This is a genomic window from Bradyrhizobium sp. SZCCT0153 (assembly GCF_018129995.1).
Taxonomy (GTDB): domain Bacteria; phylum Pseudomonadota; class Alphaproteobacteria; order Rhizobiales; family Xanthobacteraceae; genus Bradyrhizobium; species Bradyrhizobium japonicum_G.
In genome coordinates this window covers 587,277-602,851 of sequence record NZ_JAFCKS010000005.1, presented here as the reverse complement: position 1 = coordinate 602,851, position 15,575 = coordinate 587,277, and the positions used below count along the sequence as shown (strand labels likewise).

Sequence of the window (15,575 nt, the reverse complement as noted above, 5' to 3'; positions counted from 1 at the left end):
GCTTTCACCGGCCATTAACCCTATCCCTTAAACCGGCGTTAACCATACTTTAAAGGACAGCCTCTAAGACTGGACAAAAGCCCGCTTTCCAGACCCGCGCGGCCGATTCGTATCCGGTTCAAGAGGAAGACTCGCCAATGTCCAACATCGTTCTCTCGGCGTCAGTTCGCCAGAACCTGTTGTCGCTGCAGTCGACGGCCGACTTGCTGGCCACGACGCAGGAACGGCTGTCGACCGGCAAAAAGGTCAACACGGCGCTCGACAACCCCACCAACTTCTTCACGGCGCAGGGGCTGGACAACCGGGCGAGCGACATCAGCAACCTGCTCGACGGCATCAACAACGGTGTGCAGGTGCTCCAGGCCGCCAACACCGGCATCACCTCGTTGCAGAAGCTGATCGACAGCGCGAAATCGATCGCCAACCAGGCGCTGCAGACCACGGTCGGCTATTCCACTAAGTCGAACGTCTCCACCACGATTCCCGGTGCGACGCCCGCCGATTTGCGCGGCACGACCTCCTATGCGAGCGCGACCGCCAACAGCAACGTGCTCTACACCGGCGCACCCGGTGGCGTGACTCCGGTGACCGGAACTGCCGCGCTCGGCGCCTCGCTGGGCTCGAATGCAGGCACCTTTACCGGTACGGCAGTGACCGCTGCCGACGGCACCACCGCATTGTCCGGCACTGCCACGCTGCTCGGTACCACGACATCGGCCACCTTCAGCACGCCGCCCGCGGACGGCGATACCATCACGGTCAACGGCAAGACCATCACCTTCCGCACCGGCATCGCTCCGACCACGCAGCCGACCGGCTGGGGCCTCGACGCCAGCGGACACATCGCCACCGACGGCAACGGCAATTCGATCGTCTATGAGGGAACGGCGGCTGCCCCCGGGGCGACCGTCAACGACGTCCTCAGCGCGATCGACCTCGCCAGCGGCGTCAAAACCGCGACGATCAGTGCGGGGGCGGCGACAATCGCGGTCAGCGGTGCGGCCGGTCCCGTCGGCACGCTTCAGGTGGCATCGTCCATCACGGCGGGCGCGGTTACGCTGAAGAGCTCGACCGGCGCCGATCTGAGCGTGACGGGCAAGGCTGACTTCCTCAACAAGCTCGGTCTGACCGCAGCGACCGGCGCGGGCAATGCGAGCGTGACCGCGAACCGGTCGACGACCGCCGGCTCGCTCGGCTCTCTCGTTCAGGACGGCTCGACGCTGAACATCGACGGTCACACCATCACCTTCAAGAACGCCCAGACGCCCCAGTCGGCGGCCAGCGTGACGTCGGGTGGTGTCAACGGCAATATCGTCACCGACGGCAACGGCAATTCGACCGTCTACATCCAGAGCGCGACGCTCACGGACCTGCTCAACTCGATCGACCTTGCTACCGGCGTCAAGACCGCCAGCATCTTCAATGGTGCGGCTACCCTCTCGACCACGTCCGGCCAGATTCCGTCGTCGGTCAACAGCAGCGGCCAGCTTGCGCTCTCCACCGGCGTCAACGCCGATCTCTCGATCACCGGCACCGGCAATGCCCTCAACGCATTCGGCCTCAGCGGCAACACGGGAACGGCGACAGCCTTCACCGCGGCGCGCACCTCCGGTGTTGGCGGCGTCAGCGGCAAGACACTGACCTTCACCTCCTTCAATGGCGGAACGCCGGTGAACGTCACCTTCGGCGACGGCACCAACGGCACCGTCAAGACGCTGGACCAGCTCAACGCGCAGCTTCAGGCGAACCATCTGACCGCGACGATCGACGCCAATGGCGTGCTGACGGTGACCACCGTGAACGAATACGCCTCCTCGACGCTCGGTTCGACGACCGCCGGCGGCACGGTCGGCGGCACCATCACCGGTGTTCTGGCCTTCACCACGGCGCAGCCGCCGGTCCAGGATCCGGTCGCGCAGACCGCGCGCTCGAACCTCGTCAACCAGTTCAACAACATCCTGGCGCAAATCGACACGACGTCGCAGGACTCGTCCTTCAACGGCGTCAACCTGCTCAACGGCGACACGCTGAAGCTCGTCTTCAACGAAACCGGCAGCTCCACGCTCGGCATCAACGGCGTGGTGTTCAACGCGGCCGGCCTCGGCCTCAGCAACCTCGTCAACGGCGTCGACTTCATCGACAACGGCGCGACCAACAGGGTGCTGACCAGCCTGAACGCGGCCTCGAGCACGCTGCGCTCGGAAGGTTCGGCGCTCGGTTCGAACCTCTCGATCGTGCAGGTACGTCAGGATTTCTCCAAGAACCTGATCAATGTTCTGCAGACCGGCTCGTCCAACCTGACGCTCGCCGACACCAACGAGGAAGCGGCCAACAGCCAGGCGCTGTCGACCCGACAGTCGATCGCGGTGTCAGCGCTGTCGCTGGCCAACCAGTCGCAGCAGAGCGTGCTGCAGCTGCTCCGCTAATCTCGCGGCGCAAGATCGCTACTCGAGACAACGCGGCGGGGCTAACGCTCCGCCGTTCTTTTTACTGAGATCGCTAAGGCAGGATTAGCTGAGATTGATGTACGTCACGCGAGACGTGTTTACAGCGTGCGCATGCGCATCTAGCTTCGCGTCGAAGAAGAACTCCGTAACCCGTAATAATCCGGAGTGCTTCCAAGCACACACGTAAGCAAATCTTAAGCGGTGCTGCCTAGGGTCGGGAAAGAAATCCTTAAGCGCGTTCAACGGGCTAGGTAACCTCCAAGGTGTGATTGATGTCGAATTCCGCTGCCTCGGCCTACGCGCGTGTTGCAACGACCACCGCATCTCCTCGCGACATCGAGGCGCAGACCCTGCTCAAGGCCGCGAACAAGCTCCAGGACGCGGTGAACAACGCCGACCCCTTCAGCGAGCAGACCACGCAGGCCCTGATGTTCAATCGCAAGCTCTGGACGATCTTCCTGAGCGAGGCCATGCGCGACAACAATCCGCAGCCGCTCGACGTCCGGCAGAAGATCGCCAACATCAGCGTGTTCGTGCTGAGCCAGACCGCCGCGCTGCAGATGAGCCCGCAGTTCGATCACTTCCGTCCGCTGATCGAGATCAACCGCAATATCGCCGCCGGCCTGTCCGGCCGTCCGTGATGGAAGCCCGTCATGGCCGACATCATGAGCATCCTGTCGACCGCGTATAAGTCGAACGTGCTGTCGAGCACCTCGGGCTCGTCGAAATACGTCGCAGTGGATTCCACGCTCTATCAGGGCAGCTGGAGCGGCAAATATCCCGACGGCAAGTCGTTTTCCCTCAACGTCTCGCAGGTCGACGGATTTCGCGCGCAGATCCACTATCAGAGCGCCGATACCTCGCAGTATCAGCAGGTGCTGATCAAGGACGGCTCGTTCCGCTTCGGCAACACCAAGTTCACGCTGACGGATATCGGGAAGGCGCAGGTCAAGAACGTCGTCACCGATCCCGCGACCGGCTCGACCTATCTCGATACGGCCGTCGCGACGCTCGACGCCTGACGGTCAGGCGCTGCGGTCCGTGTTGAGCGGACGCGAGGGCTGCGACTTCAGATCTTCTGCATGGAAATAGGCCCGCCGGCGCAGCATCGCTTCGTCGGGGAACTGGTTGACCACCGCGTCGGTCCTGTCGTTGACCACCTGGAAGACGAAAGACGCGGCCGCCTGGTCGAACACGACCTGGCGTGAGACGTTCTCGTTGCGCTGGAAATCATTGCGCGCAGGCGCGCTCGCCTCACCGGCGGCCACTGTCTGGCTCACCGGCAAATCAGTTTGCACGGCCTCGTTCGCCGCCGCATTCGACGTCGTCACGATCTGCACGGGGGCCGGTATCCCCACCGGCCTGATGCTGAAATCTGTACTCATGGCAGCCTCCTGGTTGCCTCACGTGAGTCAAATCCCAACCCCTCTCAATACGCAACCATGGAACACCAGGATTGAAGACCCGGTAAGGAAACGTGCCTAACCGCGCGGCGATATTGCCGCGCGGTTTTTCGTAAAATTGTCGATTTTTCCTGCGCGCTCAGAGCGAGCGGCTGACCGCGAGCGGCGTGATGTGGCGCGGGCCCGGAGCGGCGCGGCGCCCTGAAGCCGTGTAGGTGTTCGGCACGTTGCGCTTCTGGATCTCGGCATTGACGCCGCGCACGACGCTCTCCGAGACCGCGTGAGCGGTTGCGAGCACGGTGAGGTTGACCTGGAGCATCGCGCGGAACGCATCGTGGTGCCTATGCAGCGTCGCGAGCAGTTCGGGCGCGGATTTCGCAAGCTGGGGCTGGTTCGCCTTCAGCTGGCTGACGGCGCCGACATAGTTGCGCGACATCTCCTGCTTCTTGCTCTCGAAGGCCATCGCCTCGCGGACCTTGCCGGCGCGCACGAGCTCGGTCTCGCGCTCGATCAGGCCGAGCAGGGCGTTCATCGCGTCCATCAGGTCTTCGGCGAGCTTGCGCGCCTCGGCGCTGCCGGGCGCGGTGTTCGGGCGATGGGCTGGCATCGGCTGACGCGAGGCGCTGAAATGGTTCATTTCGTTTGACCTTATGCCGTGCGGATCGTTTTCGCCTGCTGCGTGATGAGGGTGCGATAGACTTCGGTGGCGATGCCGACGCCGCCGGCGTTGGCGAAGTTCTTGGAATATTGCTCGGTCAGCATCGAGCGCCACACGCCGGTGCCCGGCGTGTCGCCGAACGGGCCTTCGCCCTTCAGGCCCGAGGTCATCTGCGAGAACATGCTGTTGAGGAACATCGCCTCGAAATCGGTGGCGGTCTTCTGCGCCTTGGCCTGCTGCTTCGGCGAGACCTTTTGGAGTGCGGCGGCGAGCTCGAAGTCGGGGCGGCCGTTGCGGCTCTCCACCGAGAAGGCCGAGCTGACGACGTGCGGGGTGTTGATCATGCCTGTCTGCATCACATCACCTCGATGTCGGCTTCGATCGCGCCGGCGGCCTTGATCGCCTGGAGGATGCTGATGAGGTCGCGCGGGCCGATGCCGAGCCCGTTGAGGCCGTCGACGAGCTGCTGGAGCGAGACGCCGTCCTTGACCAAGGCCAGCTTCTTGCCGTCCTCGGTGACGGTGACGCTGCTGCGCGGCGCGACCACGGTGCGGCCCCGCGACAGCGGGTTGGGCTGGCTGACCTGGGGGCTCTCGGAGATCGTGACGGTGAGGTTTCCTTGCGCGACCGCGACGGTCGCGACGCGGACGTCGCGGCCCATCACGATGATGCCGCTCCGTTCGTCGATGATGATCTTGGCGGCGAGATCGGGATCGACCTGGAGCTGCTCGATCTCGGTGAGGAAGGCGACGACGTTGCCCTTGAACTCCGGCGGGATCGATAGCTGCACCGTCGAGGGATCGATCGGCTCGGCGCTCTTGACACCGAGATAGTCGTTGATCGCCGCCGCGATGCGCTTGGCGGTGGTGAAGTCGGCATTGCGCAGCGCCAGGCGCACGTTCGGCAGCCGGTTGAGCGCGAATTCGATCTCGCGCTCGATGATGGCACCGTTGGCGATGCGCCCCACGGTCGGAACGCCGCGCACGATCTTGGCTGCCTCGCCTTCGGCCTGAAATCCGGAGATCGCGAGTGAGCCCTGCGCCACCGCGTAGACGTTGCCGTCGGCGCCAAGCAGCGGGGTCACGAGCAGGGTACCGCCCTGGAGGTTCTTGGCGTCGCCGAGCGCGGACACGGTGACGTCCATGCGCGTGCCCTGGGTGGCGAAGGCCGGCAGATTGCCCGTGACCATCACGGCGGCGACGTTGCCGGTGCGGATGGTGGCGCCGCGGATGTTGACGCCCATGCGCTCGAGCATCGCTTGCAGCGACTGCTTGGTGAAGGGGATGTTGTTGAGGGTGTCGCCGGTGCCGTTGAGGCCGACGACGAGGCCGTAGCCGATGAGCTGGTTCTGCCGCACGCCTTCGATGTTGGCGAGATCCTTGATGCGCGAGGTCGCAGCCGCGGGCGCGACCGACAGCGCCAGCGCTGACAGCGCGGCGCAGGCCACCCCAACAATCCTCACCCAACGAACGCCTGGCATCCTCTGCTCCCCGAGGCTCCTCAAATCTCGGACCAATCCCGACACTCCCATGACGAGCTGGTCCGACGCTTTCCTTGCGAGGGCTGTGCCAACGCGGGGCAGGGGAGTTAGGCGGTTGAATAGGTTGAATAAATCTGTTTCGACCGGTGTCAGCAGACGTTCGCCGTGAGGAGCGAAACTGCCGCCTGTCGGCAGATTTTGCCGGGCTGTTTACGGGCCGTTAACCATAAGACGGCGAATGTGGCGCATCGATCACCCGGATTGCTGCGATGCGCATCTACGGACCGAACGGCACCACGCTTGGAACGCCGGCCAGCCAGGCCAGGCGGACGAGCTCCGGCACCTTCGTGCTGCCCGACGCCGCCTCGGCGCAGGAGACGCGGGGCGCTGCCGCGCCGAAGGCCGCCGCCAACATCGACGGGCTGCTCGCGCTGCAAGGCATCGAGGAAGATCCGGTCGAGCGTCGCAAGCGTTCGGTCGCGCGCGGCAAGACCGCGCTCGACGTGCTCGACGATCTCAAGATGAGCCTGCTTTCCGGCAAGCTGGATGGGTCGACCGTGATGCGGCTGCGTGACGCTGCGGCGAACCTGAAATCGTCCTCCGGAGACCCCGGTCTCGATTCCGTGCTGTCCGAGATCGAGCTGCGCGTCGAGGTCGAGCTGGCGAAGGCCGGTCAGGCCTAATCGTTATCCGTCGCTCCGCGCAGCCTAAGCTGCTTCATCCTTCTGCTGCCCGTCGTAGCGGCGCTGGGCGGCGAGCACGTCCTTCAGGTTCCGCTCGGCCCAATCGCGCAGCGGATCGACCGCGGCGGCGAGCGTTATGCCAAGCTGCGTGATCGAATATTCCACCGTCACTGGCACGGTCGCGATGGCGTGGCGCTTGATCAATCCGTCGCGTTCGAGCGACTTGAGAACCTGGCTCAGCATCTTCTGCGAAATGCCTTCAATCGTGCGCCGCAACTGATTGAACCGCATCGGCTCCTCGCGCAGCAGCAGCAAGATCAGCACCGCCCATTTGTCGCCGACGCGGTCGAGGATCTGTCGGGTCGGGCAATTCGCTGCGTAGACGTCTGGCTTCATCGTCGGGTCCTCACGATCCTTTGTCGCCGCCGGTCACTCCTGCGTAATCAGGTAAGCACAAAGTGCTCTCTTAACACCAGCATTCTTTGCGATATCTAGTCACCGACAGTTACCACAGAAGCAAAGGAGCCTTCCATGAAAATCGCAATCGCCGGCGCATCGGGCCGGGCCGGGTCGGAGATCACCAAGGAACTGTCCAGCCGCGGCCATGCGGTCACGGCTATCGCGCGCAACCCCGAGAAGATCGCGGCGCTGCCGAATGTCACTCCCACCAAGGGGGATGTACTCGATCAGGCCGGCCTCGCGAAGCTGTGGGCCGGGCATGACGTCGCCGTGAGTTCCGTGCACTTCCTCGCCAGCGACGCGCTCAAGCTGATCGGTGCGGCGAAGGAGTCCAGGATCGGTCGCTACCTCGTCGTCGGTGGGGCTGGCAGCCTCGAGGTCGCTCCGGGGGTAAAGTTGGTCACAACTCCCGGTTTTCCCACCCAATACAAGGCTGAGGCCGAGGCCGGTTCGGCCTTTCTCGATCTGTTGCGGCAGGAAAAGGGCCTGAACTGGACCTTCATCTCGCCATCCGCCTTGTTCGTCGAGGGGGAACGGACCGGCAAGTTCCGGCTCGGGACTGACCAGCTTCTCGCAGATGCGAGCGGGAAGAGCTGGATCAGCTTCGCCGACTACGCCATTGCCCTTGCCGACGAGATCGAGCGGCCGGCCCATTTGAGGCAGCGTTTCACGGTCGGCTACTGAGTTCTCGGCCGCTCCCGGGCCCTTGCGGATAAACCTTCCTGTGCAAGGGTTTGGGGGCGGTAACCGAGCGATTAAGGAAATATTGTCTGTCACAGGAGGCCGCTATATAAGGCCCCGCTCAGCGGACCCCGGTCCGTGTGCGAGTCGTTGCTTAGACAGATAGGCCGCCCTTGGAAAAGTTGAAAAACTACCGACCGACCGAAAAAGAGCCTTTCATGAACGACCGGCAGAAGGAGTACTTCCGTTTGAAGCTCCTTGCCTGGAAGGATGAGATCCTCAAAGAGTCCAAGCTCACCCTGCAAGCCTTGCAGGAGGAGAACGTGAACCACCCCGATCTCGCCGATCGGGCATCGTCCGAAACCGACCGCGCGATCGAACTCCGCGCCCGCGACCGCCAGCGCAAGTTGATCGCCAAGATCGACGCCGCGCTCCAGCGCATCGAGGACAACACCTACGGCTATTGCGAGGACACCGGCGAGCCGATCTCTTTGAAGCGGCTCGAGGCCCGGCCCATCGCGACGCTCTCGGTGGAAGCGCAGGAGCGCCACGAGAAACGCGAGAAGGTCTATCGCGACGAATAGAGTCCGGGCCGCAGCGATGCGGCTCTTTGTTTTTGGACCCAAGGTGCCGCTTCGCGCCGTGACCAGCATGTTGCCTGTCGCTTGCCGCCGCGCGCTTCGACGCGCGGCAGCAATCGCGAAAAGTGAATCGTGATCAATGGGCTAGACTCAACTCCTCCGAGCTCACGTGAGTTCGGATGAGAAACAGCCTTCACTTCAGGTGCGGGAGGTTTTGCGAGTCGCATCAACGAGATCGTCCCGGATGCTGACACACTGATGCAGCGGCTTCACACGTCGCTGCAATCAGGCTTCATGCGACGCTGCAAGGCGTGCATCCCCATAAAGCCTAGACCAGCTCAATATTTCCTTAAACGCCGGCAGCAGGCCGTAAGCCGCATCCGTCAGCTCGTACTCAACCCGCAACGGCTTCTCCGCGAAGGCGGTTCGCGACACCAATCCATCCTGCTCGAGCTCGCGCAGTTGTGTGGTCAGCATGTGCTGGGTGATGCCGCCGATCGATCGGCGCAAGGCACCGAACCGGACCGCGCCGTTCATCAGCGCGAACAGGATCTCCAGCTTCCATTTGCCGCCGAGGGCACGGATGGCCCGCTTGAAGTCGGCGAGCAGGGCAGGGTCGGGGCTGCAATCACAGTCGCCCTCGCAAGTGCTGGTCAGGTTTTCCATACCGGTCTCGAAATCCATTCTACTTGTTCCCTCGGGAAATAGTGGCCAGATGCGGCCTTGAGCAGGGGCAGAACCAATCGCCGGCCGGCCCAAGAGAGGAATTGGCAATGAGCACCGTTCTGGTCACCGGCGGATCCGGCTTCGTCGGCGTCCATGTCGTCCTGCAGCTTCTCGCCGCCGGCCATGATGTGCGGACGACTGTGCGTCGGCCGGACCGGCAAGCCGATGTGCTGGCGATGCTGCGCGAAGGCGGGGCGGTCGCGCCCGACGGCCTGTCCTTCTTCACCGCCGACCTCACGGCGGACGAGGGCTGGCGCGAGGCGGTCGCCGGCTGTGACTACGTGCTCCACGTCGCCTCGCCGCTGTCGACCAGTGTCCCCAAGGACGAGAACGAGATGATCATCCCCGCCCGCGACGGCACGCTGCGGGTGCTGCGCGCCGCGCGCGAGGCCGGCGTGAGGCGGGTCGTCATCACCTCGTCGCTGGGCGCGATCGGCTATGGCCATCCATCGCGCGAAAAACCGTTCGACGAGACCGACTGGACCAATCTCGACGGCGCCGACGTGCAGCCCTACGTCAAATCCAAGACGCTGGCCGAGCAGGCGGCCTGGGATTTCGTCGCGCGCGAGGGCGCAGGCCTCGAGCTGTCGGTCGTCAATCCCGCCGGCATTTTCGGTCCCGTGCTCGGGCCGGACTTCTCCGGCTCGATCGAGATCGTCAAATCGCTGCTCGACGGCGCCATGCCGGCGGTGCCGCGGGTCTATTTCGGCGTCGTCGACGTGCGCGACGTCGCCGACCTCCATTTGCGGGCGATGACGGCGCCGCAGGCGAAGGGCGAGCGGTTCATCGCGGTCTCCGGCGAGACGATGTCGATCCTCGACATCGCCAGGGTGTTGCGGCGGGAACTCGGGCCGGCCGCACGCCGGGTTCCGCGGCTCCAGGCGCCGGACTGGCTGGTGCGGCTGGCTGCGAACCGGATTGCGCTGTTGCGGGCGGTCGTGCCCATGCTCGGCAGGGTGCGCCGCTCCACCAGTGCCAAGGCGAGGTCGCTGCTGGGCTGGCAGGCCCGTTCCAACGACGCGGCCATCCTCGCGACGGCCGAGAGCCTGATCCGGCTCGGCCTCGTCAAGGCGTGAGCGCACACGCCGGCCGCGCTTGTCACGCCCCGGCGGGGATGCTGAAGTGCCTCCCTCGATTGTGATGCGTGGGAGGCGGCGCCGATGGACAACATTCTCGAAGCCGCAAAGGCGATCGCGCTGGCGCGCCGCAACCATGCGCCGCTTGCAGCGCTGGACCGTCCGCCCGCCGACGAAGCCGAGGGCTACCAGGTCCAGCGCGCGCTGCATGATCTCTTGCTGAAGAATTTCGGCCCGCTGGTCGGCTACAAGATCGGCTGCACCAGCCGGGTGATGCAGGACTATATCGGCATCCCGCACCCCTGCGGCGGCGGCGTGTTCCAAAAGGGCGTGCACGACAGCGGCGTCAAGCTCGCCGCCTCCAACTACGTCCGCGTCGGCGTCGAATGCGAGATCGGGGTGCGGCTCAAGCGCGACCTCGCCGCCGGCGAGGCGCCGTTCACGGCCGAATGGGTCGGCGAGGCGGTCGAGGCCTATCATCCCGCGATCGAGATCGTCGACGACCGCTACGTGAAATGGGAGACGATGGGCGCGCCGACGCTGATCGCCGACGACTTCTTCGCCGCCGGCTGCGTGCTGGGGCCGTCCGTACAGCGCTCGTCGGTGCCGGACCTGAAATCGGTCAAGGGCCGCGCCATCGTCAACGGCGAGGAGGTCAGCCACGGCACCGGCGCCGACGTGCTCGGCCATCCCCACAACGCCCTCGCCTGGCTCGCCAACCACCTCGCCGCCGAAGGCAAGGGTCTTCACGCGGGCCAGCTCGTGCTCACTGGAAGCCTGGTCAAGACGCTGTGGCTGAAGGCAGGCGACAACGTCCGGATGGAGCTGGACGGGCTGGGCGTGGTGGAGGCGGAGTTCACGTGAGCTCTCTCCGTCGTCTTTGCGAGCGCAACGCGTGCCAGAAAATACATGCGGCCCTCGCCAGGGGAGCTAGCGAGGGCCGCGTCGTACATCGTCGTCCGCGCCTAGGTTCGCGAACACGATGTGGGAGCTCGGGAGAAGGCTAGAAGGGCAGCAGCACGTCCATGACTTGCTGGCCGTAGCGCGGTTGCTGCACGTCCATGATCTGGCCGCGGCCGCCATAGGCGATGCGGGCCTGCGCGATCTTGGTGGAATCGATGGTGTTGTCGCTCTGGATGTCTTCGGGGCGGACGATGCCGGCGACGACGAGTTCGCGGATCTCGTAGTTGACGCGGATCTCCTGCTTGCCTTCGACCACGAGGTTGCCGTTCGGCAGCACCTGGGTGACGACCGCGGCGACGTTGGTCTGCAACGCTTCCTGGCGGTTGACCGAGCCCTTGCCGTCGCTGGAGGCGGTGGAGTCGGCGGTGAGGATACGGCCGGGCAGCACCTTCTGCGCCTGCGCGCCGAGGGTCTTGGCGCCGATGAAGTCGGTGATGCCGGAATCTTCCGAATTGGTGCGGCTGCGCTGGGTCTCGTTGGAGAGGTTGGCCTTGTCGGTGATGTTCACGGTCACGGTGAGGAGATCGCCGATCTGGTGGGCGCGCTGGTCCTTGAAGAAGGCGCGGCTGCCGTTGCGCCACAACGAGTTCGGATTGTAGGAGGCGACTTCCGGCTTCGGCATCGGCATCTGCACCGGCTTGTAGCCGGGCTGCGCCGTCGGATTGTCGATCGACGACAGCTTCGGTTGCTCACCGATCTGCGACAGGCGGTCGATCGAGGAACAGCCGCTCGCCAGCGCGCAAATTGCCAGGAGCAGGGCAGAGATCGCGATGCGGCGAGGACGAAAAGCCGAACTGAAACTGGACATGACTTACTCTGACTTGGCTGGAGCTTGCGAGACGCGAACTTGCGGGATCTGGGCTTGGGCGATCTGGGCCGCAGACGCGGGGGCCTGGACCAGGTTCCGGACGAGGGCCGCAGTGTCGATGGGGGCGGGCGCTTCGTCGCGCTTGAGCGAGGAAGTCTGCTCGACCGCAGCCGGCATCGGCGCGGACTGGCTGGCCCCCTGGACCGTGATCTGGCCGCGGGCGGTGACGGTGCCGCTTAAGGTGCGCTTGGTCTGCAGGTTGAGCACGCTGATGGTGTCGCCCTCGGCGCCGCTCTCTAGCGCCTTGCCGCGGGTCGTGAGATAGATCCCGGGGACCTGGTAGATCACGGTGACGCTCTGGTCGCGCTGCACGAAGTCGGGCTTGACGATGTCGGCGACGCGGATCGGCGTGCCCGCCCGCATCGGCCGGCGGAGCTGCATGCCGAGCGTGCGATCGCGCGAGGCGGCCTCGCCGGTGACCTCGGCCTTCGGCCGGCGCTCCACGGCAACGTCGGAGGACTTCAGGAGATCGGCGCGGTCGATGTCGCGCGTCAGCACGGCCACTTCCACCGTCTCGATGGCGGTGCCGCTGAAGCGCAGCTTGGTCGCCGCCTGATTGTTGTCGTTGTTGATCTCGAAGGCGATGTCGAAACGGCCGCTGCGGGCGTCATAGCGGGTTGCGACCGGCAGGAGCGCGCCGGTGTTGGAGGCGTCCAGCCGTATGTCGGCAATGCCGCGGTCGAACGTGACCGTGATGTTGGCGGCACTGCCGAAGCCGAAGCGGTGCTCGAGCGCCGAAGCGACCGCGTTTTCGAGGTCCTTGTTGGCGAGCGTGCGGGCGAGACGGGTGACCTGGACCTCCTTGATGTCGCCGGTCATCACGCCGATCACCTGCTTGGCACGGAGCACGCTCAGGACCTGGGCGACCGACAGCGCACCGGTGGTGCCGAGATCGGGCGAGCGGTAGACCGGGATCAGGGCGGCGGAGCCGGCATTGTCGATGAGATCGCCGACCCGAACCACGTCCGAGGTCACGGTGATGCTCGCGCGCAGCGTCGGCGTTGCGATGAAATCGTCGGCGGCCCGTGCGGGCAGTGCCAGCGCGAGCAGGGCCGAGATCGTGGCGAGGGTGGTGCGGATCATTGCCATCACCTCAGCGGAACAGCGCCGTGGTCGATTGCATCATCTGGTCGGCGGCGCTGATCACCTTGGCGTTCATCTCGTAGGCGCGCTGGGCCGCGATCAGGTCGCTCATCTCCGAGACGACGTCGACATTGGCCTGCTCGAGGCTGCCCTGGGTGATGTTGCCGTAACCTTCGGCGGTCGCGGTGCCGTCCTGGGGCGGGCCGGAGGAGGGCGTCTCGGTGAATTGATTGTTGCCGACCGGCTGCAGGCCGGCCTTGTTGATGAAGCGGGTCAGGCCGATCTGGCCCTGGATGGTCGAGGTCGACGAGCCCGGCAGCGTCACCGAGACCTGGCCCTGCACGTTGACGGTCAGGCCCGAAGCGTTGTTCGGGATCGTGATCGTCGGCTGCACCGGGTTGCCCTGCGCGGTGACGACGCGGCCCTGATTGTCCATCTGGAAGGTGCCGTCGCGGGTGTACTGGTAGCTGCCGTCGGGCATCAGGATCTTGAAGAAGCCTTCGCCCGAGACCGCGAGGTCGAGATCGTTGCCGGTCTGCGACAGCGTGCCTTGCGTCATGCTGCGCGGCGTGCCGACGGTCTTGACGCCGCCGCCGATGTCGACGCCGACCGGCAGGATGGTGCCCTGGTCGGACGACTGGGCGCCGACGCGGCGCACGTGTTCGTAGATCAGGTCCTGGAACGAGGCGGTCTGCTTCTTGAAGCCGGTGGTGCGCAGGTTGGCGATGTTGTTGGAGATCACCTGAACGTTGAGTTCCTGTGCCGCCATTCCGGTCGCTGCGGTGTGAAGCGCCTGCATGTCAGTTCTCCCTCAATCAGGCCGGAACATCGGCGAGTTTCTCGATCGCCGATTTGTGGAGGTCACTCTGCTGCTGGAGCAGGTTGGCGATGGCGGTGTAGCTGCGCATGACTTCGACCATGCGGCTCATCTCGCCGACCGAGTTCACGTTCGACTTCTCGACGTAGCCCTGCTGCACGGTGGACTTGGTGTCGGTCTGCTGGGTCGCGGAGCCGGCGGCATAGAGATTGGCGCCGAGCTTGGTCAGCCTGGCCGGATCGTCGAACGACACCATGCGGATCTTGCCGCGGATCGAGTCGGTCTTGGCCGTGCCTTCGAGCACCGTGACGGAGCCGTCCGGAGCGACGTTGATGTCGTGGTCGGTCGGCTGGAAGGTGATCGGGCCGGCGGTGCCGAGCACGAGGTTGCCGTCGGAGGTGACGAGCTGGCCGGTGCTGTTGAGCGAGAATTTGCCGTCGCGGGTGTAGCGCTCGCCGCCATTGGCCTGCACCGCGAAATAGGCGTCGCCGCTGATCGCCATGTCGAGCGGATTCTTGGTCGGCTCCATCGGTCCCTGGCCGACGTCGCGGAAGGTGCCGCGGTCCTGCACATAGGAGACCCGGCGGTCGGAGCCGACGAAATTGTCCTCGTGCGCGTTCGAGTTGAGGTACTCCTCGAACAGCGAATGGTCGGCCTTGAAGCCATTGGTATTGGCATTGGCGACGTTGTTGGCGATGACATCCATCTGCCGCTCCAACGTCATCTGCCGTGACAGGCCGATCAGAAGCGCGTTCTGCATCGGAAATCTCCCCTGAGTGGGATCTGCCGCCTCGCTCTCCCAAGCGCCTTGGCGGACCCCGTGAACGAGACCTCGGGTTCTCCCAAACCTTGGGTCTCGGCCCTTTCTCAGCGAAAGTCGTGCCAGTCTGGAAAGTTACGTTATTTCAATGTCTTGTTGATTTTTCGAGGACGAAAGCAGGCGGCAGAAAGGGTCTGTTAGCCATGTTTGCCCGGCAGATTTTTCCTAGCGGAGGCCCAATCGAAAGGTTCCGTTAACCATTATTACCGTAGCGTTTGCAGGCAAGAGGAGCGCACTGCGCTGGGGCATTTGTATCGCGTCATTGTCTGCCAGGAGGCTTCGCTCTTTCGATCCCTTTGAGAAATGAACGAGCGCGGCGACCATGGCAGAGAATGAAGCGGAAGGCGGCGCAGGCGCCGAAGGCGCGGAAGCCGCTCCGCCGAAGAACAAGCTCAAGCTCATCATCATGGCCGTCGGTCTGCTCGCCGTCCTCGGCGGCGGTGCCGCGACCTGGTTCTTCTTCTTCCGTCACGGCGACGACGAGCATCACGCCGAAGCGGCGCCTCCGCCGAAGCCGCCGGCCTTCGTCGACGTTCCCGACATCATGGTCAACCTCGCCGGCGCGCCGGGCGAGCGCGTGCAATATCTCAAGCTCAAGATCGTGCTGGAGCTGAAGGAAGAGAAGCAGATCGAGGCGATCAAGCCGACGATGCCGCGCATCACCGACATCTTCCAGACCTATGTGCGCGAGCTGCGCTCCTCCGACCTCAACGGCTCCGCCGGCGTCTTCCGCCTCAAGGAAGAGCTGACCAAGCGCGTCAACGCGGCGGTGGCGCCGGTCCAGGTCAGCGCGGTGCTGTTCAAGGAAGTCGTGATCCAGTGAGCATGAC

General features: G+C 64.6%; 19 protein-coding genes. 9 read left to right on the top strand and 10 right to left on the bottom strand.

The window, feature by feature from the left end; genetic code table 11:
• Positions 1 to 137: 137 nt before the first annotated feature.
• The 3 genes from JQ572_RS24380 to JQ572_RS24370 all read left to right on the top strand — a co-directional run bounded on the left by JQ572_RS24380 (position 138) and on the right by JQ572_RS24370 (position 3,469).
• Positions 138 to 2,426, top strand: a complete 2,289-nt coding sequence (locus JQ572_RS24380) for a DUF1522 domain-containing protein (protein WP_211385349.1) — start codon at positions 138 to 140, stop codon at positions 2,424 to 2,426.
• 293 nt (positions 2,427 to 2,719) lie between these two features.
• Positions 2,720 to 3,088 (top strand): flagellar biosynthesis regulator FlaF, encoded by a 369-nt coding sequence (gene flaF, locus JQ572_RS24375; protein WP_194481793.1) that lies wholly within the window; start codon positions 2,720 to 2,722, stop codon positions 3,086 to 3,088.
• A 12-nt stretch (positions 3,089 to 3,100) separates the two neighbouring features.
• Entirely contained in the window at positions 3,101 to 3,469 is a 369-nt protein-coding gene (locus JQ572_RS24370; RefSeq protein WP_211385348.1) for a hypothetical protein, read from the top strand.
• A 3-nt stretch (positions 3,470 to 3,472) separates the two neighbouring features.
• Here the strand turns inward: JQ572_RS24370 and JQ572_RS24365 are convergent, their stop codons facing one another.
• From JQ572_RS24365 to JQ572_RS24350, 4 genes are all read right to left on the bottom strand, one after another.
• Entirely contained in the window at positions 3,473 to 3,832 is a 360-nt protein-coding gene (locus tag JQ572_RS24365) for a hypothetical protein (protein ID WP_211385347.1), read from the bottom strand.
• Positions 3,833 to 3,989: 157 nt separating this feature from the next.
• Positions 3,990 to 4,487 (bottom strand): hypothetical protein, encoded by a 498-nt coding sequence (locus tag JQ572_RS24360; RefSeq protein WP_211385346.1) that lies wholly within the window; start codon positions 4,485 to 4,487, stop codon positions 3,990 to 3,992.
• Positions 4,488 to 4,498: 11 nt separating this feature from the next.
• Complete coding sequence (gene flgJ / locus JQ572_RS24355; RefSeq protein WP_211385345.1) at positions 4,499 to 4,864, bottom strand: flagellar assembly peptidoglycan hydrolase FlgJ; 366 nt, start codon at positions 4,862 to 4,864, stop codon at positions 4,499 to 4,501.
• On the bottom strand, positions 4,864 to 5,988 hold the full coding sequence (locus tag JQ572_RS24350; RefSeq protein WP_211385344.1) for a flagellar basal body P-ring protein FlgI: 1,125 nt from the start codon (positions 5,986 to 5,988) through the stop codon (positions 4,864 to 4,866). Before JQ572_RS24350 ends, flgJ begins: the two co-directional genes overlap by 1 nt.
• A 269-nt stretch (positions 5,989 to 6,257) precedes the next feature.
• Here JQ572_RS24350 and JQ572_RS24345 point away from each other — a divergent pair, with 269 nt between their 5' ends.
• Positions 6,258 to 6,671, top strand: a complete 414-nt coding sequence (locus tag JQ572_RS24345) for a flagellar assembly protein FliX (RefSeq protein WP_211385343.1) — start codon at positions 6,258 to 6,260, stop codon at positions 6,669 to 6,671.
• Between the two features lie 24 nt (positions 6,672 to 6,695).
• Here the strand turns inward: JQ572_RS24345 and JQ572_RS24340 are convergent, their stop codons facing one another.
• Complete coding sequence (locus tag JQ572_RS24340) at positions 6,696 to 7,067, bottom strand: winged helix-turn-helix transcriptional regulator (protein ID WP_211385342.1); 372 nt, start codon at positions 7,065 to 7,067, stop codon at positions 6,696 to 6,698.
• 135 nt (positions 7,068 to 7,202) lie between these two features.
• Between JQ572_RS24340 and JQ572_RS24335 the strand changes: the two genes are divergently transcribed.
• The gene (locus JQ572_RS24335; protein ID WP_211385341.1) at positions 7,203 to 7,814 is read left to right on the top strand and encodes an NAD(P)-dependent oxidoreductase; all 612 of its coding nucleotides are present in this window, start codon (positions 7,203 to 7,205) and stop codon (positions 7,812 to 7,814) included.
• Positions 7,815 to 8,029: 215 nt separating this feature from the next.
• The gene (dksA, locus tag JQ572_RS24330) at positions 8,030 to 8,395 is read left to right on the top strand and encodes an RNA polymerase-binding protein DksA (RefSeq protein ID WP_008554760.1); all 366 of its coding nucleotides are present in this window, start codon (positions 8,030 to 8,032) and stop codon (positions 8,393 to 8,395) included.
• 282 nt (positions 8,396 to 8,677) lie between these two features.
• Here the strand turns inward: dksA and JQ572_RS24325 are convergent, their stop codons facing one another.
• Positions 8,678 to 9,076, bottom strand: a complete 399-nt coding sequence (locus JQ572_RS24325) for a winged helix-turn-helix transcriptional regulator (RefSeq protein WP_211385340.1) — start codon at positions 9,074 to 9,076, stop codon at positions 8,678 to 8,680.
• An 89-nt stretch (positions 9,077 to 9,165) separates the two neighbouring features.
• Between JQ572_RS24325 and JQ572_RS24320 the strand changes: the two genes are divergently transcribed.
• Together JQ572_RS24320 and JQ572_RS24315 are read left to right on the top strand one after the other, a co-directional pair.
• Complete coding sequence (locus JQ572_RS24320) at positions 9,166 to 10,194, top strand: SDR family oxidoreductase (protein WP_211385339.1); 1,029 nt, start codon at positions 9,166 to 9,168, stop codon at positions 10,192 to 10,194.
• Positions 10,195 to 10,278: 84 nt separating this feature from the next.
• Positions 10,279 to 11,058: a 2-keto-4-pentenoate hydratase gene (locus JQ572_RS24315; protein ID WP_211385338.1), complete on the top strand. Its 780-nt coding sequence runs from the start codon at positions 10,279 to 10,281 to the stop codon at positions 11,056 to 11,058.
• Positions 11,059 to 11,197: 139 nt separating this feature from the next.
• On the opposite strand, the gene flgH is transcribed toward JQ572_RS24315, so the two are convergent.
• From flgH to flgF, 4 genes are read right to left on the bottom strand one after another with little or no spacing between them, the layout of a single operon-like run.
• A complete protein-coding gene (flgH, locus tag JQ572_RS24310; protein WP_211385337.1) occupies positions 11,198 to 11,965 on the bottom strand; it encodes a flagellar basal body L-ring protein FlgH in 768 nt (255 codons plus the stop codon).
• A gap of 3 nt (positions 11,966 to 11,968) precedes the next feature.
• Complete coding sequence (flgA, locus tag JQ572_RS24305) at positions 11,969 to 13,108, bottom strand: flagellar basal body P-ring formation chaperone FlgA (RefSeq protein ID WP_211385336.1); 1,140 nt, start codon at positions 13,106 to 13,108, stop codon at positions 11,969 to 11,971.
• A gap of 10 nt (positions 13,109 to 13,118) precedes the next feature.
• Positions 13,119 to 13,907, bottom strand: a complete 789-nt coding sequence (gene flgG, locus JQ572_RS24300) for a flagellar basal-body rod protein FlgG (RefSeq protein ID WP_211385335.1) — start codon at positions 13,905 to 13,907, stop codon at positions 13,119 to 13,121.
• A 16-nt stretch (positions 13,908 to 13,923) separates the two neighbouring features.
• On the bottom strand, positions 13,924 to 14,685 hold the full coding sequence (gene flgF / locus JQ572_RS24295) for a flagellar basal-body rod protein FlgF (protein ID WP_211385334.1): 762 nt from the start codon (positions 14,683 to 14,685) through the stop codon (positions 13,924 to 13,926).
• A 382-nt stretch (positions 14,686 to 15,067) separates the two neighbouring features.
• Between flgF and fliL the strand changes: the two genes are divergently transcribed.
• Positions 15,068 to 15,568 (top strand): flagellar basal body-associated protein FliL, encoded by a 501-nt coding sequence (gene fliL / locus JQ572_RS24290; protein ID WP_211385333.1) that lies wholly within the window; start codon positions 15,068 to 15,070, stop codon positions 15,566 to 15,568.
• The last annotated feature ends 7 nt before the right edge of the window (positions 15,569 to 15,575 follow it).

Excerpts from the sequence above, each read along its gene's own strand:
- JQ572_RS24380 (WP_211385349.1), top strand. The coding sequence starts at position 138 with ATGTCCAACATCGTTCTCTCGGCGTCAGTTCGCCAGAACCTGTTGTCG.
- flaF (WP_194481793.1), top strand. The coding sequence starts at position 2,720 with ATGTCGAATTCCGCTGCCTCGGCCTACGCGCGTGTTGCAACGACCACC.
- JQ572_RS24370 (WP_211385348.1), top strand. The coding sequence starts at position 3,101 with ATGGCCGACATCATGAGCATCCTGTCGACCGCGTATAAGTCGAACGTG.
- JQ572_RS24365 (WP_211385347.1), bottom strand. The coding sequence starts at position 3,832 with ATGAGTACAGATTTCAGCATCAGGCCGGTGGGGATACCGGCCCCCGTG.
- JQ572_RS24360 (WP_211385346.1), bottom strand. The coding sequence starts at position 4,487 with ATGAACCATTTCAGCGCCTCGCGTCAGCCGATGCCAGCCCATCGCCCG.
- flgJ (WP_211385345.1), bottom strand. The coding sequence starts at position 4,864 with ATGCAGACAGGCATGATCAACACCCCGCACGTCGTCAGCTCGGCCTTC.
- JQ572_RS24350 (WP_211385344.1), bottom strand. The coding sequence starts at position 5,988 with ATGCCAGGCGTTCGTTGGGTGAGGATTGTTGGGGTGGCCTGCGCCGCG.
- JQ572_RS24345 (WP_211385343.1), top strand. The coding sequence starts at position 6,258 with ATGCGCATCTACGGACCGAACGGCACCACGCTTGGAACGCCGGCCAGC.
- JQ572_RS24340 (WP_211385342.1), bottom strand. The coding sequence starts at position 7,067 with ATGAAGCCAGACGTCTACGCAGCGAATTGCCCGACCCGACAGATCCTC.
- JQ572_RS24335 (WP_211385341.1), top strand. The coding sequence starts at position 7,203 with ATGAAAATCGCAATCGCCGGCGCATCGGGCCGGGCCGGGTCGGAGATC.
- dksA (WP_008554760.1), top strand. The coding sequence starts at position 8,030 with ATGAACGACCGGCAGAAGGAGTACTTCCGTTTGAAGCTCCTTGCCTGG.
- JQ572_RS24325 (WP_211385340.1), bottom strand. The coding sequence starts at position 9,076 with ATGGATTTCGAGACCGGTATGGAAAACCTGACCAGCACTTGCGAGGGC.
- JQ572_RS24320 (WP_211385339.1), top strand. The coding sequence starts at position 9,166 with ATGAGCACCGTTCTGGTCACCGGCGGATCCGGCTTCGTCGGCGTCCAT.
- JQ572_RS24315 (WP_211385338.1), top strand. The coding sequence starts at position 10,279 with ATGGACAACATTCTCGAAGCCGCAAAGGCGATCGCGCTGGCGCGCCGC.
- flgH (WP_211385337.1), bottom strand. The coding sequence starts at position 11,965 with ATGTCCAGTTTCAGTTCGGCTTTTCGTCCTCGCCGCATCGCGATCTCT.
- flgA (WP_211385336.1), bottom strand. The coding sequence starts at position 13,108 with ATGATCCGCACCACCCTCGCCACGATCTCGGCCCTGCTCGCGCTGGCA.
- flgG (WP_211385335.1), bottom strand. The coding sequence starts at position 13,907 with ATGCAGGCGCTTCACACCGCAGCGACCGGAATGGCGGCACAGGAACTC.
- flgF (WP_211385334.1), bottom strand. The coding sequence starts at position 14,685 with ATGCAGAACGCGCTTCTGATCGGCCTGTCACGGCAGATGACGTTGGAG.
- fliL (WP_211385333.1), top strand. The coding sequence starts at position 15,068 with ATGGCAGAGAATGAAGCGGAAGGCGGCGCAGGCGCCGAAGGCGCGGAA.